A 21,299-nucleotide genomic window follows, 5' to 3' on the forward strand; every position below is an offset into this window, starting at 1 on the left:
TTACACCAGCTCCAGTCCCTTCACGAGCTGATCGGCGTCGAGATGGAAGTCCGAGAATACGATGCGGCCGCCAGCGTCCATCACGGAGAACCAGGGCGTTCCCCGCGTGCGGTAGTCCTCCATGAAGGTGGGAAGCGTCGCGCCGGCAGGTGGCTCGTCCTGACCGAACGCGACAGGAAGCGCATACTTGAGCTGGTTCACGCGCAGCTTCTCGAAGGTGTTCTCATCCGCTCCTTCGAAGACGGTCTGGATCACCGCGAAGCCCACGCCCTTGGCGCTCAATGCACCATGCAACCTTTGTAGCGTCGGAAATCCATGCAAATGGCAGCCACGGCACCAGTGCTGGAAGGCGAAGAGGACTTTCGGGCCGGTGCCGAGATCCGACAGCTTGAGCGGCGCGATGCTTTCTCCATCCGCGCCAATCCATCTCTGCACCCGCAGCTCGGGGGCTTGTCGTTCGTCGACGCTCATCTGATCCTCCAATTCCGATGCAGAAGTCCGATGAGTGGTCGCGTGTGGCGATGGCACGCGAACCTCACCGCCTTGATCCCCTACAGGTTGTAGGATGCGAGTTCGCCGACCGATACCTCGTGGCCAGCCCCGCCGTTCTTCCGTCGGTGTGTCACCGCCGCCCCTCAATGACAAAGGCGCGATAGCGGGAACCGGCAAAACGGTGCGCAGCGATGGTTTGGTAGGCGGGGCTATGATACCAATCACGGGCGGCCTGCATCGTCGGGAACCGCAAAATTACGGCCCCTTCGACGGGCGGCCCCTCCAAATGCTCCATCGCGCCATAAGCGGCGAGAAAGGTTACGTCGTGGCCATCGAACGATGGGCCGACGCCTGCAGAATAGGTTGCGAGTTCTTCCGGATCGGTGGTTTCTTCGCGGGTGAAGACGACGAACGCTTCCATCTTAAAGTCTTTCATAAGGTCGCATCTGCAGGCCACCGCCGCTGGCGATGGCCTTAAAGTCGTCAGGCTGGCAGCTCGAACCCGATTTTCGTGAGTGCCTCGACGCACGCATCCTGATCCTGCTGATAGTTGCCTCCGGAGATGCCGATCCCGCCGATCAACTTCCCGTCTTCCAGGATCGGATAGCCTCCGCCGACAGCGACCATCCGGGGGCGATAGGCCAGCGGCGCCACTTTTGGATCGTTCGAAACATAGTCGTTCCAGACATGGGTGGGGTACCCAAACGAGGCGGAACTCCAAGCCTTGTCGATGGCAACATCGACGGTGAGAAACGGCGCGTCATCAGTGCGCTCGAACGCGCGCAGGTTACCGGTGGCGTCGACGACGGCGACCGCAGCCGGGATGCCGATTGTACGTGCCGCGGCGATCGCCGCGTCGATGAGGGCGACGGCGGTTTCGCGGTTGATCGAGGCGGTGGCAATGGATTTCGTCATGAAATTTCCTTCGCCGTGGCGTAATCCGTCCGGCGTTCTTGAGGTTAGAAAAGACGTTCGGCGGTGGCAGTCATCAGAAGCCTTCGAGGACAATCTTGCCTCTTGCCGCGCCACTTTCGATCAGTGCGTGCACCGTCTTCAGATTGGCGGCATTAATTGGCGACAATTTTTCGGTTAGCGTCGTGCGAATTTTGCCGTCGTCCACCAGCACCGCCAGCGAATTGAGGATCTTGCCCTGCTCATCCATGTCGGGCGTGCCGTAGAGCGACCGTGTGAACATCAGCTCGTGGTGGATCGACACTGCCTTGCGCTTGAACAGCATGACGTCGAGCGCCTTGGGATCGTCGATGAATCCGAACCGTCCTTGCGGGGCGATCAGTTCGGCGATGTCGGATGCATGCTGCTCGGTATGCGTGGTCGAGAACACGAAAGCGGGAGCGCCGATGTTGAGCTCGGCAATCTGTGGCGCGAGCGGCCGAGAGTGGTCGATGACATGATGAGCCCCAAGCCCTTTAACCCACTCCTGGGTTTCCGGCCGAGAGGCGGTGGAGATGACGATGAGATCCGTGCGCTGTCGAGCGATCTGGATGGCGATCGACCCGACCCCACCCGCACCACCGATGATGAGGATCGCCGCCGCCCCGGGAACGGGCTTCGTCACGTCCAGGCGATCGAACATGGCTTCCCAGGCCGTCAACGTCGTGAGTGGCAGCGCCGCCGCTTCCGCCCAGTCGAGCGACGCGGGTTTACGACCGACGATCCGGGCGTCGACGAGATGGAACTCCGCATTGGTGCCAGGCCTTATGAGCGATCCGGCATAATAGACCTCGTCGCCTACCGCGAACTGCGTCACGTCGGGGCCGACCTCTTGCACGATCCCGGCCGCATCCCATCCCAGCACTTTCCAATCGCCATCAGCGGGCGGCGTGCTGCTGCGGATTTTGTAGTCGACCGGGTTGACCGAGACAGCCTTCACCTCAACCAGGATATCGCCTCCTTCAGCGACAGGCCGAGGCAGATCAATGTCGACCAGAGAGGCGTCCTCGGCGATGGGTCCCGGAACCTTGTAACCAACGGCTTTCATCGGTGTCTCCAGCTTGCTGTATCCTGAAGTCTTATCGATCAGATCGAAATTTCTTCCGAAATATACTCAGGATTTAAAGATTTCGCGTGTCAGACTATGAAGGTATGCGCGCAACATATCCAATAGCGGTACGACATAGTTTCCATACCTCGGAGCCGGATTCAGAAGTTTATCGAAAATAGCGGTTTATTGCTGTTCGGCGGGTGAGCATCCGGATGGAGGCGATAAGCGCCCAAGCGGTTGAGGAGTCGACCTCTCAGCGGTCGCGTTGGCAGGGGCGATCTCGCCCGCCGGTCTCACACCAACGTTGGCAAGCGACGGCGTCCGCTCGAAATCCGCTGACGGGGATACGCCTGCAATGCCGATTCGAAGCTATCGAAACTATAGCTACAGGGTATTGGGAAATCATACTGGACTGACGCTATAGTCTTCACGCATAACCACGACTCAAAATGGTCCAACACTTTTCTCTACGCTAATAGAGAATCCGGTATTCTGATTTTCAGTGAATTGGCTCGTTCGGCGGTTGTGCGCGCAAAGATCTTTTACAGAATTCTGAACTGAATCAGGTTCTGGTCTGTCGTGACAAGCAAGGGGGTTTCGCTATGGTCACCAGAGGTTTCACAGGCCGCGGTCCAGGCGGCGACCAGTCCGATCGGATACCGCCGGGTCAGCATCTCGTGGAGAATTTCCCTGTTCTGACGGCCGGGCCAACGCCGAGCGTGGAGCCCTCCGATTGGAAATTCACCGTCAAGATCGGTCCGAAGCCCGTCAAAGTGTGGAACTGGAGCGAGTTCAACGCCCTACCGAAGACCAAGATGACCCGAGACATTCACTGCGTCACGTCCTGGTCCAAGCTGGATACCGCCTGGGAGGGCGTACTCATCGAAGACATCCTTGCAGATGCAGGGCTCGATCGGCCCACCGATTTCGTCTTGGCGCACTGCTACGATAATTACTGGGGTCGGTTCCGGCTGAGGGCGAAATGACACCCTAAGCTTTCGGTTCCTTGGGCCAAAGATATTCGCCAGTCAGTAGAATGTGCGCCCAGCCCAATGGGGATATGTGGGGAAGAAATTCAGGGGGAACATCCAACCCTTCGTTCCGCCGCTCCGTGACGGCATGACCAAGATGGACGGTATTCCAGTAAATGATCACCGCAGTCAATAAATTGAGCCCAGCGATTCGGTAGTGCTGCCCCTCTGTCGTGCGATCGCGAATTTCCCCCTGCCTCCCGATACGGAGCGCATTTTTGAGCGCATGGTGGGCCTCTCCCTTGTTAAGACCGATCTGAGCACGCCGCTGCATGTCCGTATCCAGGATCCACTCAATAATGAAAAGGGTCCGTTCAATACGACCAACTTCACGAAGCGCAACTGCAAGGTTGTTTTGTCGTGGGTAAGAAGCGAGCTTGCGCAGGAGTTGGCTGGGCCTGATTTTGCCAGCGGTCATCGTCGCGGCACAACGGAAAATATCAGGCCAGTTCGCAACGATAAGATCCTCCCGGGCTTTTCCACCTACCAACTTGCGTAACTCCCTGGGGGTCGTATCGGGATTAAATACGTACAACCGCTTCGATGGCAGATCCCTGATTCGCAGAACGAGATTGTAGCCGAGCAGGCTACTGGCTCCGAACAAATGGTCGGTGAATCCTGCTGTATCGGCATACTGTTCGCGAACATGGCGACCGACCTCGTTCATCAGTAGTCCATCGAGAATATACGGTGCCTCGCTCACGGTCGCCGGGATCGACTGACAAGCGAATGGCGCGAACTGGTCGCTTACGTGAGTATACGCTTTGAGGCCGGGAACAGAACCATATTTGGCATTGACCATGTTCATGGCTTCGCCATGCCGCGCTGTTGGGAAAAACTGACCATCGCTCGATGCTGACGTGCCCATCCCCCAGACGCGTGACATCGGCAGTTTACCCTGCGCGGCCACCACAATTGCCAATGCCTGGTTCATGGCTTCGCTTTCAACATGCCAGCGGGCAAGGCGTGAGAGCTGCCAGTAATCATGCGTGTTTGTAGCTTCCGCCATCTTACGCAGGCCCAGATTGAGCCCTTCAGCGAGCAGGACGTTGAGCAGACCGATCCGGTCGCGACATGGAGCCCCGGTTCTCAGATGGGTAAACGCATCTGTGAAACCAAGGGCTGCATCAACTTCAAGCAGCATGTCGGTAATCCGAACGGACGGCATTCGGCGATACAGATCCAGTATGAGTGCCTCGGCACCATCCGGCACGTCTGCTGTCAACCTGTCGATCCGCAACGTTCCATCTTCTATGCTACCGTGCGGAATAGTGCCGTTACGGGCAGCCCGGGCCAGCCGCTTAAGAGCGATCGTGAGTCGCGCCTTTCTGTCTGCCAGCCAATCCTGTGGGTTGGAAGGCACGGCCAGTTTTGCATTTTCCTGCGCCGCGATCATCGGCACCAGTACCTGCTTGAGGTCACCATAGCGGCGCGAATGAGCGAGCCAGACATCTCCGGAACGAAAAGCATCCCGGAGGTGAAAGAGTACCGCCACTTCCCAAAGACGGGTATCTCCTTTTTCCTGAGCTCGTAAATGACGGTTCCATTTGGAGCTGGGCCGCAGGAAACGCCTTTCTGGCGATGCAACACCTTTCATCTCTCCGATCGACAAAGCTGCTGCTACCAATGGTCCGGCGACCGGCGCGGCTTCGAGCTTCAGACAGCGCAACATGCGGGGCGCATAACGACGAAAGCGATGGTATCCCTGCCCGACATATGCAAGAGGCTCATCGGCTAGCGTGTTGCTGAGTTGAGTCCCTGTCGCTACCAGTTGAGCGAGCCGGTCCCATGCAACCGAACTGGCGACAGCCATCTCCAGCGGGGTTCCGTCACTGCGGGCCTCAAGCAACGAAGCTCCCAGCGCGGTGAAGGTACGGATCGTATCCGTGAGTGTGGCTTTAGAGCCGGAAATTGTTTCGTCATGCTGGCGCTTCGCTTCCCGCCAGGTTTTTCCTACGATCCTGTCATGGGTTTCGACTATGGCATCAGCAATCGCCGCTTCCCACTCCACAACACAGACGGCAAGGATCGCCCAGCGGCGGTCCGAAGTGATGTCACGCAAACCGTCGGTGAAGTAGCGTTCACCCTGCCGACGCAGCCGGGCAATGCGATGGGCAGGTATGCTGGCCAAAGCACTATGATTGATATTCAGGGTACGCAGAAATTCGAGCCTGTCGAGCAAACGGTTAGCAGCAGCCGAGTTGTTACCAACCTCGAAGTTGCGAAGCCAGATGAAACGACTGATATTGCCGGCGAGCATTTCACTCAGAAGTTTGTCCAGGTGATCGCGAACATCCGCTGTTAAATTTTCCGCAATCCGCGTTTCAATCCGCCGCTCAGCGGCGACCAGAGCATCCGCGCACAAGCGCTCGATTGTCGATACTGCGGGCAGAATGGTGGAAGTTTCCCGACACCGCACAATAAAACGATGAGCAAGATCCTCGTTTGATCTGGCATCTTCGGCCTGGCCGAAAGTCCACTCCCGCAGATCACGGGCACCACGGCCCGTGAAGGTCTTGTAGCCGTAAATTTCGCGCAGCGTGTCCATGTGCTGCTGACGGGTTTGGCGCCGTGTGGCATAAGTGAGAAGCGCATCAGCCGGAACTCCAAGCTGAGCACCGACGAAGGAAAGGACTTCACGCGGGATCATCTCACCAGGAGCCAGTGCACGGCCCGGATATCGTAAGGCACAAAGTTGCAGGGCAAAGCCAATCCTGTTTTCCGGTCTGCGGCGCTGCCTAATGTTTTCCAGGTCATCATCGCCCAGCGTGTAGAACTTCAGTAGCGACAGTTCGTCCGTGGGCAGATCGAACAGCGCTGCTCGCTGCCGTTCGGTGAAAATATGGCGTCGTGACATACAAATTCGTCCCTTTTGAAGTATAGTCTGTTTTGGACAACAGCCAGCCCATATAAATCAGGGCGTTCCGATACAAAAATCCAGGAGGGTTCAATTGGGACATCGTGCCGCCATTTACTGCCGGGTTTCAACAGCGGATCAGTCTTGTGAACGCCAGGAATTTGATCTGCGAGCCTTCGCCGGCCGTGCCGGCTACGACGTGGTGGGAATATTTAAGGAAACAGGTTCAGGAACTAAACTCGACCGGGCCGAGCGAAAGAAAGTCCTGGCGCTTGCCCAGTCCAGACAAATTGATGCAATCCTGGTCACTGAGCTTTCCCGGTGGGGGCGCTCGACGCTCGATCTGCTCAATACGCTACGTGAACTGGAGAACTGGAAGGTTTCCGTGATAGCCATGAATGGAATGGCGTTCGATCTTTCGTCGCCGTATGGACGAATGCTGGCGACGTTTCTTTCCGGCATTGCGGAGTTTGAGCGGGATCTCATCAGCGAGCGGGTCAAGTCAGGCCTTGCTGTTGCGAAGGCACGTGGTAAGAGGCTTGGTCGTCAGGCCGGAGTGCGACCAAAATCAGACCGACTTTTGCCTAAGGTGGTTGCGATGAGGGCCGAGGGACGCAGCTATCGCTGGATCGCACGCGAGCTCGGTATCAGCAAGAATACCGTCGCTGACATCGTGCAACGACACAGAGCTAACGCTTAGGGTGTCATTTCGCCCTCAGCCGGAACCGACCCCCTTATGACTATCGCATTAAAAGCGTTGTTTATAACCCTGTTAATGTGGTCAAAATTGACGCTATCGCCGGTGTGGCTACCCACATTGTTGTCGCGCCTGACGAAACCTATATCACTCATGCTTTTGGCGATTCTGAAAGCTGGACGTTTGCGCACAAAATGAACCATTTTTTTGTGAAGCCGAAACAGGCCATGAGTGATACCAACCTGGTGATCGTCACCGATAAGCGCACCTATAACATCGTCCTCCATTTCATCGGTGAAGAAACGAAGAAAAATGCAGACGGTACGGTATCAAAATCCTTTATTGAAACGCCGTGGGCTGTGCGCCAGGCCGTTCTTCAGCTGACCTATGAATATCCGTTTGAGCAGCAGGAAAAAGCCAAAAGCGCGGCTGATAAAAAACGCATTACGCAGAAGCTGAAGCAGACGGCTTTTGCGGGGGCGAAGAACTATCAGTACGTAATGAGCGAACAGCCTGAAATGCGCAGCATCCAGCCGGTTCACGTCTGGGATAACTACCGCTTTACCCGGTTTGAGTTTCCGGCCAATGCGGAGTTACCGCAGGTCTACATGATTTCGGCCAGTGGCAAAGAAACGCTGCCTAACTCTCATGTTGTGGGTGAGAACCGCAACATCATCGAGGTGGAAACCGTCGCTAAAGAGTGGCGTATTCGTCTGGGCGATAAAGTCGTTGGCGTTCGTAATAATAATTTCGCGCCGGGCGCCGGTGCGGTAGCAACCGGTACGGCTTCCCCGGATGTGCGCAGGGTTCAAATTGGGGAGGATAACTGATGGCCCGTAAAAGTGTCGATGTAGATCAGGAACTCGATGAAAACACCGGAGACGGTGAATTCGAAAGCGAGCGTGGCGGATTTAAAGGCAGTAACCGCCGTTCGGCTCCTGGTATGAAAGCCTTTGTCATACTGATGGCGCTGCTTGCTTTGGTATTCATCGGGATTACGGTCATGGGTAAAATTCGCACCCCGGCTAAAGCTGAAGCTGATAAAGACGGTGGTAAAGCGCAACAGGCCAATACACTGCCAAACTACAGCTTTAACAGCGATCCTGATGTTAATAAACCTGCAACTGCGCAGAATAGCGCCACTGATGCCCGTGCTGTGCAGGCTGCCGCACAGGCAGATGCAGATGCGGGCAGCAGCAATACCGCCGCGCGTACCTCTAATAAGCGTAAAGAACCTTCGCCTGAAGAACTGGCTATGCAGCGTCGTCTGGGCGGCGAGCTGGCCCAGACTAATCAGGCGGCTACAAGCAATAGTCCCGGAGTGCAGCCCCAGGACAACGAAACAAGCGAAGGTAGTTCAGCACTCGCTAAAAACCTGACTCCTGCAAGGCTGAAGGCTAGCCGCGCTGGAGTCATGGCTAATCCCAGCCTGACTGTTCCGAAAGGCAAAATGATCCCCTGTGGTACCGGCACCGAGCTGGATACCACTGTTCCGGGTCAGGTTTCCTGCCGGGTTTCACAGGACGTTTACTCAGCTGATGGACTCGTTAGGCTGATTGATAAAGGCTCATGGGTTGACGGGCAGATTACCGGTGGTATCAAAGACGGCCAGGCGCGCGTGTTTGTTCTCTGGGAGCGTATCCGCAATGACCAGGACGGGACAATCGTTAATATTGACAGTGCCGGAACGAACTCACTCGGCAGCGCGGGGATTCCGGGCCAGGTGGATACCCATATGTGGGAGCGTCTGCGTGGTGCGATCATGATTTCGTTGTTCTCTGACACCTTAACGGCGCTGGTTAACCAGACGCAGAGTAATAACATTCAGTACAACAGCACAGAAAACAGCGGTGAGCAGCTGGCGTCTGAAGCACTTCGCTCTTACATGTCTATCCCCCCTACCCTCTACGATCAGCAGGGTGATGCGGTGAGCATTTTTGTTGCCCGCGACCTCGATTTCAGCGGCGTTTATACGCTCGCAGACAACTAAAAAAGTGGGCGCTTAGCGCCCGCTTTTCTTCAGGAGTAATCATGACTGATGCAGCTTTCTATCAACTTGGCCCACTGCGCGAGTATTTAGAAGATCCTACTGTTTTTGAAATTCGCATTAACTGCTTTCAGGAAGTTATCTGTGATACGTTCAGCGGCCGCAGGGTTGTGCAGAACGCGGCAATTACGGCAGATTTTATTAGGAACCTTGCTAAATCGTTGGTGAGCAGCAACAAGCTGACCATGCAGGCCATTAATGACGTGATCCTGCCTGGCGGGATCAGGGGCGTTATCTGTCTGCCCCCTGCGGTGATTGACGGTACAACGGCCGTAGCGTTTCGTAAGGATTTGGCGGCCGATAAAAATCTGGAGCAGCTGACCAGCGAGGGGATTTTCAGTGACTGCCGGAAGATTACCGGCAGCAAGCAAAGCCTAACGGATGATGATTTTTTCCTTAAAGAGCTGCACAGCAGCGAAAAATGGCCCGCATTCCTGCAAACCGCCGTTGAGAAGAAACGCACTATCGTGATCTGCGGTGAAACCGGGTCGGGGAAAACGGTACTCACGCGCGCGCTGTTAAAATCGCTACATAAAGACGAGCGTGTAATTATTTTAGAGGACGTTCACGAAGTCACGGTCGATCACGTTGTAGAAGCCGTTTATATGATGTACGGCGATGCAGGAAAGATCGGCCGCGTCAGCGCCACTGATGCCCTGCGAGCCTGTATGCGTCTGACACCGGGCCGTATCATCATGACTGAGCTTAGGGATGATGCTGCGTGGGATTATCTTAAAGCACTTAATACCGGCCATCCAGGCGGTGTTATGTCAACGCACGCTAACTCTGCGCGCGATGCCTTTAACCGTATTGGGCTGCTTATCAAAGCGACCCCTATCGGCCGTATGCTCGATATGAGCGATATTATGCGAATGCTCTACTCCACCATTGACGTTGTGGTGCATATGGAAAAGCGGAAAATCAAAGAAATTTATTTTGACCCTGAATATAAAATGCAGTGTGTGAACGGGAGCCTGTAATGAAAAACTTAGCAACCTGGCTTCTGGCCGCAGCATTTACGACAGCCGCCCTGCCCGCCTTTGCGGTGGAACCATCCGTTCAGGTTGGCTACTCGCCTGAAGGAAGCGCCCGCGTTCTCGTCCTGAGCGCCATTGACTCCGCAAAAACCTCGATACGGATGATGGCTTATTCTTTTACCGCCCCGGATATTATGAAGGCACTGGTAGCAGCCAAAAAACGGGGAGTTGATGTGAAAATCGTAATTGATGAAAGGGGCAATACGGGGCGCGCCAGCATTGCGGCCATGAACTACATAGCGAACAGCGGCATCCCTTTGCGTACTGACAGTGATTTCCCTATCCAGCATGACAAGGTGATCATCGTGGATAATGTGACCGTTGAAACTGGCAGCTTTAATTTCACCAAAGCGGCCGAAACGAAAAACTCGGAGAATGCGGTGGTGATCTGGAACATGCCTAAGCTCGCTGAATCATTCCTCGAACACTGGCAAGACCGCTGGAATCGGGGGAGAGACTACCGTTCCAGCTACTGAATACTGACCGCCGAAAGGCGGTTTTTTTTGTTCAAAGAAACTGATCTCAGTATCGCGCACGGGGCAGCTGGCCAACGTCGCCGGCATCGCGCCGGCAAAAATCGAAAAACAGAAATATCAGCAAGATAGCTTAAACAGGTGTCGGGAAATTTCGTTGAGATATTTTGAAGGAATCACAGTGTAAGCAGGCGGCCTATTTCAAAAAAGGCGGCTGTACGGTAGTCACTGACTCTCTCGCAGATCTTCCCGCTCATGTACCAGTAATACCCGTCAGTGCTGACAATATCGAGCAAATACCGCATATCATAAACCGTATCGGGTATTACCTCACCCTCACCGGCCAGAACGCCGCTGGCAATAGAATGGTTCCCTCCTCGTACAAAGCCTATCCGCCAGGGCAACCACAAAGTAACGCGGTGGTTAATATCCTGTACCCACGGATTGCCCTTAGCGCTGCCTATATGGGGTCTGAGGTCCAACCATGCGAAAAACCACGTTAAGAAAGCAACCTTCTGAAAAGGCGACGTTTATCAGTTTTTTTTCCGGCCATAAAGGGGGCGGAAATTATTCCCTGCACGGGTATTCGCAAGGATTTCGGTAGTGCTCTGGCTCTGCCCCCCATAACCTGGCGGACAGAGCATGATTGGGAAAGCGGTACCCTCACGGCAGAAACGATTGACGCAGGCTATATTTCTATTATTCTGGAAATATAGATAAAGGAGGTATTATGGATTTAAACACTGCTGCAAACGCACTTCGAGAACTGGGCCACCCGACACGTCTCAGCATATACCGGGAGCTGGTCAGGGCGGGTCATGAAGGCCTGCCGGTTGGCGAACTGCAGAAGCACCTTGAGATTCCTGCCTCCACGCTCAGCCATCATCTTTCAGCGCTGATATCCGCTGGACTCATAAGCCAGGAACGGCAGAGTCGTACCCTGTTCTGCAGGCCCTGCTATGCGCAGCTTGAGCAATTGATGGCCTTTCTGACAGAAGAATGCTGCGCAGGCGGCAGCTGCAGTCTGTCACCCGCAAAGACTCCCGAAGAGACCCCATTGTGAACAACCTGACTGATGCCCTGAAAAATATCGATCCGGCCCTCCTGGACGCGCCGCTGACGGAAGATAAGCTGAAGGCCAGAGAGATAACGCATCCGCCCCGCATCCTGATGCTCTACGGCTCGCTGCGGGCGCGCTCTTACAGCCGGCTGACAACGGAAGAAGGTGCCCGGCTGCTGACGGCCATGGGCGCGGAGGTGAAAATTTTCAACCCGTCCGGCCTGCCACTGCCCGATGATGCGCCGGAGACGCACCCGAAAGTGGCTGAGCTGCGGGAGCTGGTTCTCTGGTCGGAAGGCATGGTCTGGTGCTCTCCGGAGCGTCACGGGGCCATGACCGGCATCATGAAGGCCCAGATTGACTGGATACCGCTGACGTCAGGCGCGGTCCGCCCGTCACAGGGAAAAACCCTGGCCGTCATGCAGGTCAGCGGCGGCTCACAGTCGTTCAACGCTGTAAATCAGATGCGTATTCTTGGACGCTGGATGCGGATGATCACCATCCCGAATCAGTCATCCGTGGCAAAAGCCTGGGCCGAGTTTGATGAGGATGGCCGCATGAAGCCTTCTTCGTATTATGACCGCATAGTGGACGTCATGGAGGAACTGATGAAGTTCACCCTGCTGACGCGCGGTCGCAGTGATTATCTCACCGACCGCTACAGCGAAAGGAAAGAGAGTGCCGCGCAGCTTTCTGAGCGGGTCAACCAGCGCAGCATATAAAAAAGCCGGCAGATGCCGGCTTTTTCCACACTGTTATGCCCGCAGCCTGGTAAAAAATCAGTGGCTGACGCGGTTCCCGTGCTCATCAATGACGGCTTCGCCGTCCTCTTTGGTAAACGCGCCCTGCTGCGGGTCCGGCAGTATGTCCAGAACCACTTCGGAGGGACGGCACAGCTTCGTGCCGAGCGGTGTCACTACCACCGGGCGATTAATGAGGATCGGATGAGCCAGCATGGCATCGAGCAGTTCGTCATTGCTGAAGCGGTCTTCTGCCAGGCCGAGCTGTTCGTACGGTTCGGTATTTTTGCGCAGCAGGTCGCGCACGCCGATGCCCATATCCGCAATCAGCTTCTTCAGCTCATCGCGTGACGGCGGCGTTTCCAGATACAGAATAACCGTGGGTTCGGCGCCGCTGTTACGGATAAGCGCCAGGGTATTGCGGGATGTCCCGCAGGCCGGGTTGTGGTAAATGGTAATGTCAGTCATAAGCGGTACTCCGTAAAGGGGCTGCACGGGCGCAGCCCCGGGGTTAAAGTTAAACAGACAGGCGCAGGGCCAGCGCGGCCAGCGTGACAAAAAGCACCGGCAGGGTCATCACGATGCCCACGCGGAAGTAATAGCCCCAGCTGATGGTGATGTTTTTCTGTGCCAGCACGTGCAGCCACAGCAGGGTTGCGAGGCTGCCGATAGGGGTTATTTTCGGGCCGAGGTCACAGCCGATGACGTTGGCGTAAATCATCGCCTGCTTCACCACGCCCTGTGCGCTACTACCGTCAATCGACAACGCGCCAACCAGCACGGTGGGCATGTTGTTCATGACGGACGAGAGTGCCGCCGTCAGGAAGCCGGTGCCGAGCGTTGCGCCCCATACGCCGTGCTCTGCAAACCGGTTCAGGGCGGCGGAAAGGTAATCAGTCAGTCCGGCGTTACGCAGTCCGTATACCACCAGATACATGCCCAGCGAAAAGATAACGATCTGCCAGGGCGCGCCTTTCAGCACCCTGCCGGCGTCAATCACGTGTCCTTTGCGGGCAACCAGCCAGAGAATAAACGCCGCCACCGCCGCCACCAGGCTGACCGGCACGCCGAGCGGCTCCAGAGCAAAAAAGCCAACCAGCAGAAGAACCAAAACCACCCAGCCAGCCTTAAAGGTTCGTGCATCCCGGATGGCTTCCCGCGGTGCCTTCAGCTTCGCCAGGTCATAGGTGACCGGGATGTCCCTGCGGAAAAAGAGATGAAGCATCACCAGCGTGGCCGCAATGGAGGCAATGTTCACCGGCACCATGACGGATGCGTACTCGCTGAAGCCCAGCGTAAAGAAGTCAGCCGTTACGATGTTCACCAGGTTCGATACGATGAGCGGCAGGCTGGAGGTGTCAGCGATAAAGCCCGCTGCCATCACAAACGCCAGCGTGGAGCCGGGAGTGAATCCCAGCGCCAGCAGCATGGCAATAACGATCGGCGTCAGAATTAGCGCGGCTCCGTCATTGGCAAACAGCGCCGCCACTGCGGCACCCAGCAGAACGATATACGTGAACAGCAGCCGGCCCCTGCCGCCTCCCCAGCGGGAAACGTGCAGCGCGGCCCACTCAAAAAAGCCGGACTCATCGAGCAGCAGGCTGATAATGATGACCGCAATGAACGTGCCCGTGGCGTTCCAGACAATCTGCCAGACCACCGGAATATCACCGATGTGCACCACGCCGGTCAGCAGCGCCAGCGCCGCACCGATGACGGCACTCCAGCCAATGCTCAGCCCCTTCGGCTGCCAGATGACCAGTACCAGCGTCAGGATGAAAATCGCACCTGCCAGAAACATACCCGCTCCTATTGAATACAAATGCCTGTTAAACCGGACTGATAAATTTTCGATGCGTAATATATTCGATAATCCAGATATATACCGGTAAATTTTTAAATGCAGACAGGCTTGCCGTTGGTGGTGGCGTTATCGCGTTCAGCCTGCCGGCTGAGCTGGCGGATATCATCCCGCTGGCAGAGATAAGCCTGTTCGATAACCGCCGCTGCCCACGCCGGCATATGAGGCGACAGACGATAGTGGATCCATTTTCCGTCCCGCCGGTCGGTAAGCAGCCCGTTTTCTCTCAGCAGAGCCAGATGCCGTGAGATTTTGGGCTGAGTTTCTTTCAGCACGGACGTAAGTTCACAGACGCAGAGCTCCCCTTTTTCGCGTAGCAGCAGCACGAGGCTGAGTCGGGTTTCGTCGGAAAGGCTTTTAAAAAGCTGCAGGGGGGACACGGGTGGCATGGTGACTCCTTATTGTGACTGACCTGAGTGTACCTGTGAAACTTTCTCCGTCAAATTTATATTCACTTAATCATATGTATGTGCGAACGCCGGACGAGCCTGAGCATGCAGAAGGACTTTCCGTCCGGATGCGCCTGACCGGCATTCCATGAACAGCGTTTTTGCCCTGCGCGTTGACCCCGTTAACAATTCGTGTAGAGTAAAAAGCGCTTTTTGCCGTGGTTCATCTGCCCGGCGGGCATTTGTGGCCGGTACTGAACGTCTGTTCATCCGGTCTTTCTGATTACCCGCGCTGCTCTGTCAGCCGTGAAGGAGTGATAAACACCACCATGCGTCTTACGCCACCCTGAGTCGTACCCCTCCTCTGTCGCACTGAATAAACTTCGGCGCGCACTCAAAAACATCCCGTCTGCGGATGTGCTTTTTCGTACGTAAAATTTTTGCCCTCACGGGCTGACCGTAATCAAAAACTGAGAAATGACTATGCTGCTGTCCTCGACGCGTAAGGACTGGCTGGGTAACGTCCGTGGTGACGTCCTTGCCGGTATTGTGGTCGCGCTCGCGCTTATTCCCGAAGCGATCGCCTTTTCCATCATCGCCGGAGTCGACCCGCAGGTCGGGCTCTACTCTGCGTTCTGTATTCCCCTGGTTATGGCCTTCCTCGGCGGCCGTCCGGCAATGATATCGTCCGCCACCGGTGCGATGGCGCTGCTGCTGATCACGCTTGTAAAAGACCACGGCCTGCAGTATCTGCTGGCGGCCTCGGCGCTGACCGGCGTACTGCAGCTGGCGGCCGGCTACCTGAAGCTGGGCAGCCTGATGCGCTACGTCTCCCGCTCGGTGGTCACCGGTTTCGTGAACGCGCTGGCCATCCTGATATTTATGGCGCAGCTGCCGGAGCTGACCAACGTCACCTGGCACGTTTATGCCCTGACCGCTGCGGGCCTGGGCATCATTTATCTCTTCCCGTATCTGAACAAAACCATTCCCTCGCCGCTGGTCTGCATCATCGTGCTGACCGCCATTTCCATGTGGCTGCACCTGGACGTGCGCACCGTGGGTGACATGGGCAAACTGCCGGACAGCCTGCCGGTGTTTCTGATCCCGGATATCCCGCTTAACCTCGACACGCTGATGATTATTCTGCCGTACTCGGCAGGACTTGCCGTGGTGGGGCTGCTGGAGTCGATGATGACCGCCACCATCGTGGACGACATGACCGACACGCCGAGCGATAAAAACCGCGAGTGCAAGGCGCAGGGCGTGGCCAACATCTGCACCTCCTTTATCGGCGGCATGGCGGGCTGCGCGATGATTGGCCAGTCGGTGATCAACGTCAAATCGGGCGGGCGCGGGCGGCTTTCCACGCTCACCGCCGGCGTGGTGCTGCTGCTGATGGTGGTGTTCCTGCGCGACTGGGTGTCCCGGATACCCATGGCGGCTCTGGTGGCGGTGATGATCATGGTCTCCATCGGCACCTTCTCCTGGCGCTCCATCAGCAACCTGCGCAGCCATCCGCTGTCAACCAGCGTGGTGATGCTGGCCACCGTGGTGGTGGTGGTGGCGACCGATAACCTGGCGTTTGGCGTGCTCACCGGCGTGCTGATTGCCTCGCTGAACTTCGCCACCAAGGTCGCCCGCTTTATGGCGGTCTCCTCTGAGCTGAAGGACGACACCCGCACCTATACCGTAGCCGGCCAGGTATTCTTTGCCTCATCCGATCGCTTTATGAGCCACTTCGACTTCCGTGAAGCGGTGGAGCGCGTGGTGATTGACGTAACGCACGCCCACTTCTGGGATATCACCTCCGTGAGCGCGCTGGACCGGGTGGTTATCAAGTTCCGTCGCGAAGGCACGGAAGTGGAGATCAAGGGTATGAATGACGCGACCCGCACCCTCGTTGACCGCTTCGGAGTGCATGACAAGCCTGAAGAAGTGGAAAAGCTGATGGGTGGCCATTAATTTACTGGAGAAAGCATCATGAATAACACCGTTATTGCCTGCGTTGACGGCTCGCCGTCAACCCGGCCGGTCTGTGAGTATGCTGCCTGGGCAGCCGGTAAACTTGGCGCGCCGCTGGCGCTGCTGCACGTGCTCGAAAAGAGTGAGACTCCCGCCGTGTCTGACCTGACCGGGAGCATTGGTATTGACAGCCGGGAGCAGCTGACCGAAGCGCTGGTCCGCGTCGAGGGTGAGCGCAGCCGGCTGCTGATGGCGCAGGGCAAGGCCGTGCTGGCCGGCTGTGCGGAGCTCCTGAAGCAGACCGGACAGCCGGACGCACAGCTGCTGCAAAAGCACGGCGCACTGGACGAAATCCTGGCGGAGCTGGGCGAAGTCCGGCTGATGGTGCTGGGGCGCCGCGGGACGCAGAATCAGGTAGGCAGCCATCTGGAAAGCGTCATTCGCCTGCAGAAAAACCCGGTGCTGATTGTGCCGGAGACGTTTACGCCGCCGGCGCGGGTGATGTTTGCGTACGACGGCAGCAGTGAGAGCCGTAAAAACCTGACGCGCCTGACGGTCAGCCCGCTGCTGCACGGCCTGAGCTGTCATATCGTGATGGTCAACGGTGACATGTCAGCCCTGCAGGATGCGCAGGCTGTTCTTCAGGAAGCCGGTATCACGACCGAGACACGCCTGCTGGAAGACGAGTCCGTAACCGGGGCGCTGTGCCGCTACGCGGACGCCCATGATATCGACCTCACGGTAATGGGGGCCTGCGGGCACTCCCGGTTACGGCGATTCTTTATTGGCAGCCACACCACGGAAATGCTGTCTGAAAGCCGTCAGCCCCTGCTGATGCTGCGATGAAACAGGCGGGCCTGATATCAGGCCCGCCTTCACAGGGGAAAGAGGATGACGGGTATGAAGGTAAAGGCGCGTTATTGCGGCGCATCCGTCCTGATACCGGTGGCCAGCAGGCTGGCGCCAAGAATGTAGACCAGGCAGAACAGGGCCTGAAGATGCAGGGTGACATGGTTATCTATCAGCACGCCCATGATTACCGGGGATGCCCCGCTGGCAATCACCGTCCCTGCCTCAACCGCCGAGCGCACCCTGGCCAGCTGCGCCGGACCAAACAGCTGTACCCAGAGCGCGGTGGCAAGCGTTGAGGCAATGGCCGACGATACGCCGGTCATAATCAGGTAAAAAGGCGTCACCCACTGACCGTTGCTGAGCCATAGCGCCAGCATGGCCAGGGCCTGTGGCATCAGAAACCACGGCAGCAGCCTGCGTGGTGAGAGCCGGTCAATCAGCGGGCCAAACGACAGCAGCGATACCGCCTGGGTAATGGCATAGGCAATAAACCATACCGCCACCCACGACAGCTCCCAGCCTTTCTCCTGTGCCAGCCTCGCCTGGTGGAAGAAGAAGCCGGTGGTGATAAAGGGGGAGGCCAGCACGACAGGCAGCGCCAGCAGCAGGTTGCGGTTTCGCCATACCGGCGCCTCTTTTTCTTTCTCCTCACCCCGCTTTCTGAACGTACGCAGCGGCTTCTCTTTCCCGCGGGGCAAAAACATCAGCGCGACCCCCACGCCGGCAACAAGCATTCCGGCATTGATGCCCCAGGCAGCGCGCCATCCCGTCAGCGCGCTTATCTGCACCGCAATCACAGGAAAAACGGCCTGCGCCAGCGAGAGCCCCAGCGCGATGGCGCCGAGCGCCTTGCCTGCATCAAGGGGGAACTGGCGCGCCGTTGCGGTCAGCGCAGTATGCACCATCAGTCCCTGGCCGCCGAGGCGCAGAAAGTAAAACCCGATGCACAGCATCCACGCCGCCTGTGCGCCGGAAACCAGCAGGCAGGCCGTGAGCAGCAAAAGGGTGACCGCCAGCGTGAAGCGGCGGGTCGTGGTGTAGTCAATCAGCCGTCCGGCCCAGGTCAGCGTGATGGCGCTCATCACCGTTCCGATTGCGTACAGGCCGCCCAGTCCGCCGTCGGTGAGCCCAAAGGCCTCACGAAAATCCTGCCCGTAAAGTGAGACAAAATAGGTCTGTCCAAAGCTGGACATGGCCATCAGCATCGCACCGAACGTAAGGTGAGAGGCGTGATGAAACATAAACCGAAAAAGCTGACGCATGAATATCCCTGAAGGCGGGCTGCAGCCCGCCGATTAATCACGACGTGTCCGTACCGGCTGCTGCGGACACGGCGCCTGCGTCCCTGAAGCAGGTACACGCGGGTTCACCGTGAAAGGTGGCAGTCCCGTAACGGATATGAGAGAACGGTACCCGGCGCGGACTGGCTGTCGCGGCAGGCTCTCTGATAAAGGACGGGCGAAGAGAAACTCAGGGTGGCGTAATGTGCATGACTCACAGTCAGATATAAAATGCTGCCGAAACGATAATTTTTAATGCTCTTCAGGTCAAGCCTGAAAACGGGCTCCTCATGCCCGCCGCAGGGGGAGTCGCACAAAAACAGTGGATAGCCGCTTGATTAACGCCCGTGACCGGGCCAGAATTGCGGCGAGGTGATGGCGTTCCACCTTACCCAACCGCTTCCCCTGAGAAGCTGATGACGCCTGATATTACTCCCCTTTAACCGGGAGTATGTCAGGCCGCCCCGTATCATCAGCCTGCATACTCCCTCTGACACAGAGGTAAACCCCGTGAAATCTTATCTGGCCATTATCATTGGTGGATCCGCTGGCTGCCTGATCCGCTGGCTGCTTGGCGCACGCCTGAACAGCCTGTTTCCTGACCTGCCACCGGGCACGCTGGTAGTGAACCTTGCGGGCGGATTTATCATTGGTGCGTCGCTGGCCTGGTTCATGCGCCATCCTGACCTGGATCCGGCCTGGCGATTACTTGTTATCACCGGGCTGTGCGGTGGGCTGACCACGTTTTCCACGTTTTCCCTGGAAATATTCTCACAGCTGCAGTCCGGTAATTATTTCTGGGCGTTTACTTCACTGCTGGTACACGTAACCGGCTCCATTCTGATGACTGCCCTGGGTTTTTTTGTCGTCACATGGCTGCTGTGAGCGTGTGGCTGATGACGGATAAAAATGCCCCTGCCTGCGGCAGCTTTACAGGGCTTTACCTCTTCCGCCTGAAGCGGGCCGGACGTTATGATAAAATTAACGTCACGCTAATTCGTTAATTTATCAGCAATTAATTATCGTATTTTTTATATCTTCAGCGTAGCTCAGCCGGCTTATCCTCTGATAACCAGCGGTTGTATATCAGGGGAAGGCCTGTTTTTTTTGAATAAAGGGAGGGAGTGTGTCAGAAATCCCAGACAGAAATAAAAAGAGGATGTCAGAAGTGCCATCTGCATTTTTCAGCTCGCCCGCAGCCGGCGGCATCGTGCTCATCATCGCCTCAGCAGCCGCTATCATCGTGGCTAACTCTCCGCTCAGGGAGGGATATGAGGTATTCCTGAAATACAACGCCGCCGGCCTCTCCGTTGAGCACTGGATAAACGACGCCCTGATGGCCGTGTTCTTCATGATGGTCGGCCTGGAAATCAAGCGCGAGCTTCTCACCGGTCAGCTTGCCACCTGGGGCCAGCGCGCGCTGCCGGGATTTGCCGCGCTGGGCGGGATGGCCGTGCCTGCGGCCATTTACGTATGGTTTAATGCGGGCAGCGATGAAACCCTCGCTGGCTGGGCAATTCCTGCCGCCACGGACATTGCCTTTGCGCTCGGGGTACTGGCACTGCTGGGCAGTCGCGTACCTGCCTCGCTGAAAATTTTCCTGTCGGCGCTGGCTATTCTGGACGACATGGGCGCAGTGGCTATTATTGCGCTCTTCTATACCAGTAATATTTCGTTTCTGATGCTGGCCGGTGCGGCGGTCACGGTTGCTCTGCTGTTTATCATGAACCGTGCCGGGATTACCCGGCTGTTTCCCTATCTGCTGGCGGGGGGCGTGCTGTGGTTTTTCATGCTTCAGTCCGGGGTGCACGCCACCATCGCGGGTATCCTGCTGGCGCTCTTTATCCCGCTGCGGGTAACCGATCCGGATAAACAATCCCCTCTTGCCCGGCTGGAGCACGGCATCAATCCGTGGGTGACGTTTCTGATACTGCCGCTGTTTGGCTTCGCAAATGCGGGGGTCGCGCTCTCCGGTATGACGGCTGATGACCTGATGTCGCCGGTACCGGTCGGCGTTGCGCTGGGCCTGTTTGTTGGCAAGCAGGCGGGCATTTTCGGCCTGTCGCTGCTGGCCGTCAGCCTGGGCCTGGCAAAACGGCCTGAAAAAAGTACCTGGCTGCAGGTTTACGGCGTATCGGTCCTGTGCGGAATAGGGTTTACCATGAGCCTGTTTATCGGCAACCTGGCGTTTGCAGAAAGCCCCCTGTTGGTGGACGAGGTCAAGGTGGGGGTACTTGCCGGCTCTGTACTGGCAGCACTGGCGGGTATGCTGATACTGCGCTTTTCTCCTTCGCATCCTTCCCGGTAACGCATTCGGGTCCGGAAAATCCCCGTGATGACGGGGATTTTTATTTCCCTGCAAACTTATTAATCAACAGGGCCACCTTCATTACCGTCGGCATTTATTCAGGTGCTTATCATCACACTGGTGCCCGCATTTATAGTTTGCCGAAAAAATTCGCACCGTTAATCATGCAGGTACAAACAAAAAGCAGTCTTTTTGTCAATCATGGCAACTT

The 21,299-nt window shown here is 56.7% G+C and carries 20 protein-coding genes, 2 pseudogenes and 1 riboswitch; of the genes and pseudogenes, 12 read left to right on the forward strand and 10 right to left on the reverse strand.

The window, feature by feature from the left end; translation table 11 throughout:
* The 4 genes from C3F35_RS23755 to C3F35_RS23770 all read right to left on the reverse strand — a co-directional run bounded on the left by C3F35_RS23755 (nt 1) and on the right by C3F35_RS23770 (nt 2,491).
* The gene (locus C3F35_RS23755; protein ID WP_011191345.1) at nt 1-471 is read right to left on the reverse strand and encodes a TlpA family protein disulfide reductase; all 471 of its coding nucleotides are present in this window, start codon (nt 469-471) and stop codon (nt 1-3) included.
* Nucleotides 472-622: 151 nt separating this feature from the next.
* Complete coding sequence (locus C3F35_RS23760; protein WP_011191344.1) at nt 623-913, reverse strand: DUF1330 domain-containing protein; 291 nt, start codon at nt 911-913, stop codon at nt 623-625.
* A gap of 62 nt (nt 914-975) precedes the next feature.
* Complete coding sequence (locus C3F35_RS23765; RefSeq protein WP_004357630.1) at nt 976-1,407, reverse strand: GlcG/HbpS family heme-binding protein; 432 nt, start codon at nt 1,405-1,407, stop codon at nt 976-978.
* A 73-nt stretch (nt 1,408-1,480) separates the two neighbouring features.
* Nucleotides 1,481-2,491: a zinc-binding alcohol dehydrogenase family protein gene (locus C3F35_RS23770; protein WP_011191343.1), complete on the reverse strand. Its 1,011-nt coding sequence runs from the start codon at nt 2,489-2,491 to the stop codon at nt 1,481-1,483.
* A 605-nt stretch (nt 2,492-3,096) separates the two neighbouring features.
* On the opposite strand from C3F35_RS23770, the pseudogene C3F35_RS23775 reads away from it, so the two are divergent.
* Nucleotides 3,097-3,450 (forward strand): annotated as a pseudogene (locus C3F35_RS23775) (molybdopterin-dependent oxidoreductase); the annotation flags it as partial.
* Nucleotides 3,451-3,484: 34 nt separating this feature from the next.
* Here C3F35_RS23775 and C3F35_RS23780 read toward each other — a convergent pair.
* The gene (locus tag C3F35_RS23780; RefSeq protein WP_001553819.1) at nt 3,485-6,382 is read right to left on the reverse strand and encodes a Tn3-like element Tn5403 family transposase; all 2,898 of its coding nucleotides are present in this window, start codon (nt 6,380-6,382) and stop codon (nt 3,485-3,487) included.
* A 94-nt stretch (nt 6,383-6,476) separates the two neighbouring features.
* On the opposite strand from C3F35_RS23780, the gene C3F35_RS23785 reads away from it, so the two are divergent.
* The 5 genes and pseudogenes from C3F35_RS23785 (at nt 6,477) to C3F35_RS23805 (ending at nt 10,639) form a co-directional block, all read left to right on the forward strand.
* Nucleotides 6,477-7,082 carry a recombinase family protein gene (locus tag C3F35_RS23785; protein ID WP_000509966.1) on the forward strand — a complete coding sequence of 202 codons (606 nt, stop codon included), beginning with the start codon at nt 6,477-6,479 and terminating at the stop codon, nt 7,080-7,082.
* A gap of 32 nt (nt 7,083-7,114) precedes the next feature.
* A pseudogene (locus tag C3F35_RS23790) lies at nt 7,115-7,909 on the forward strand (TrbG/VirB9 family P-type conjugative transfer protein); the annotation flags it as partial.
* Entirely contained in the window at nt 7,909-9,069 is a 1,161-nt protein-coding gene (gene virB10 / locus C3F35_RS23795; RefSeq protein WP_000101710.1) for a type IV secretion system protein VirB10, read from the forward strand. The pseudogene C3F35_RS23790 and the gene virB10, both read left to right, overlap by 1 nt.
* Nucleotides 9,070-9,110: 41 nt before the next feature.
* On the forward strand, nt 9,111-10,106 hold the full coding sequence (locus tag C3F35_RS23800; RefSeq protein WP_000128596.1) for an ATPase, T2SS/T4P/T4SS family: 996 nt from the start codon (nt 9,111-9,113) through the stop codon (nt 10,104-10,106).
* Nucleotides 10,106-10,639 carry a phospholipase D family nuclease gene (locus C3F35_RS23805; RefSeq protein WP_000792636.1) on the forward strand — a complete coding sequence of 178 codons (534 nt, stop codon included), beginning with the start codon at nt 10,106-10,108 and terminating at the stop codon, nt 10,637-10,639. The genes C3F35_RS23800 and C3F35_RS23805 overlap by 1 nt, the downstream gene beginning before the upstream one ends.
* A gap of 173 nt (nt 10,640-10,812) precedes the next feature.
* Here the strand turns inward: C3F35_RS23805 and C3F35_RS27280 are convergent, their stop codons facing one another.
* On the reverse strand, nt 10,813-11,118 hold the full coding sequence (locus C3F35_RS27280) for a DUF6710 family protein (RefSeq protein WP_011742557.1): 306 nt from the start codon (nt 11,116-11,118) through the stop codon (nt 10,813-10,815).
* A 248-nt stretch (nt 11,119-11,366) separates the two neighbouring features.
* Between C3F35_RS27280 and C3F35_RS23815 the strand changes: the two genes are divergently transcribed.
* Both C3F35_RS23815 and arsH read left to right on the forward strand, forming a co-directional pair.
* Nucleotides 11,367-11,699, forward strand: coding sequence for an ArsR/SmtB family transcription factor (locus C3F35_RS23815; protein WP_001549890.1), 333 nt, complete (start codon nt 11,367-11,369; stop codon nt 11,697-11,699).
* 5 nt (nt 11,700-11,704) lie between these two features.
* A complete protein-coding gene (gene arsH / locus C3F35_RS23820; RefSeq protein WP_025801347.1) occupies nt 11,705-12,418 on the forward strand; it encodes an arsenical resistance protein ArsH in 714 nt (237 codons plus the stop codon).
* A gap of 57 nt (nt 12,419-12,475) precedes the next feature.
* Here arsH and arsC read toward each other — a convergent pair whose 3' ends face one another.
* The 3 genes from arsC to C3F35_RS23835 all read right to left on the reverse strand — a co-directional run bounded on the left by arsC (nt 12,476) and on the right by C3F35_RS23835 (nt 14,686).
* On the reverse strand, nt 12,476-12,904 hold the full coding sequence (gene arsC, locus C3F35_RS23825; protein WP_001549888.1) for a glutaredoxin-dependent arsenate reductase: 429 nt from the start codon (nt 12,902-12,904) through the stop codon (nt 12,476-12,478).
* A 49-nt stretch (nt 12,905-12,953) separates the two neighbouring features.
* Complete coding sequence (locus C3F35_RS23830) at nt 12,954-14,237, reverse strand: arsenic transporter (protein ID WP_001549887.1); 1,284 nt, start codon at nt 14,235-14,237, stop codon at nt 12,954-12,956.
* Between the two features lie 95 nt (nt 14,238-14,332).
* Nucleotides 14,333-14,686 carry a metalloregulator ArsR/SmtB family transcription factor gene (locus C3F35_RS23835; RefSeq protein WP_001549886.1) on the reverse strand — a complete coding sequence of 118 codons (354 nt, stop codon included), beginning with the start codon at nt 14,684-14,686 and terminating at the stop codon, nt 14,333-14,335.
* A 483-nt stretch (nt 14,687-15,169) separates the two neighbouring features.
* On the opposite strand from C3F35_RS23835, the gene C3F35_RS23840 reads away from it, so the two are divergent.
* Nucleotides 15,170-16,648 carry a SulP family inorganic anion transporter gene (locus tag C3F35_RS23840; RefSeq protein ID WP_001549885.1) on the forward strand — a complete coding sequence of 493 codons (1,479 nt, stop codon included), beginning with the start codon at nt 15,170-15,172 and terminating at the stop codon, nt 16,646-16,648.
* Between the two features lie 18 nt (nt 16,649-16,666).
* Nucleotides 16,667-17,494: a universal stress protein gene (locus C3F35_RS23845; protein ID WP_004118529.1), complete on the forward strand. Its 828-nt coding sequence runs from the start codon at nt 16,667-16,669 to the stop codon at nt 17,492-17,494.
* A 71-nt stretch (nt 17,495-17,565) separates the two neighbouring features.
* On the opposite strand, the gene C3F35_RS23850 is transcribed toward C3F35_RS23845, so the two are convergent.
* Entirely contained in the window at nt 17,566-18,762 is a 1,197-nt protein-coding gene (locus C3F35_RS23850) for an MFS transporter (protein ID WP_001549953.1), read from the reverse strand.
* A 380-nt stretch (nt 18,763-19,142) separates the two neighbouring features.
* Nucleotides 19,143-19,213: riboswitch (Fluoride riboswitch) on the forward strand.
* A 77-nt stretch (nt 19,214-19,290) separates the two neighbouring features.
* On the opposite strand from C3F35_RS23850, the gene crcB reads away from it, so the two are divergent.
* Nucleotides 19,291-19,665 (forward strand): fluoride efflux transporter CrcB, encoded by a 375-nt coding sequence (crcB, locus tag C3F35_RS23855; RefSeq protein WP_004118534.1) that lies wholly within the window; start codon nt 19,291-19,293, stop codon nt 19,663-19,665.
* Nucleotides 19,666-19,939: 274 nt separating this feature from the next.
* On the forward strand, nt 19,940-21,088 hold the full coding sequence (gene nhaA / locus C3F35_RS23860; RefSeq protein WP_011977829.1) for a Na+/H+ antiporter NhaA: 1,149 nt from the start codon (nt 19,940-19,942) through the stop codon (nt 21,086-21,088).
* Nucleotides 21,089-21,299 lie beyond the last annotated feature (211 nt).

Source organism: Leclercia sp. LSNIH3 (assembly GCF_002935105.1).
GTDB lineage: Bacteria > Pseudomonadota > Gammaproteobacteria > Enterobacterales > Enterobacteriaceae > Enterobacter > Enterobacter adecarboxylatus.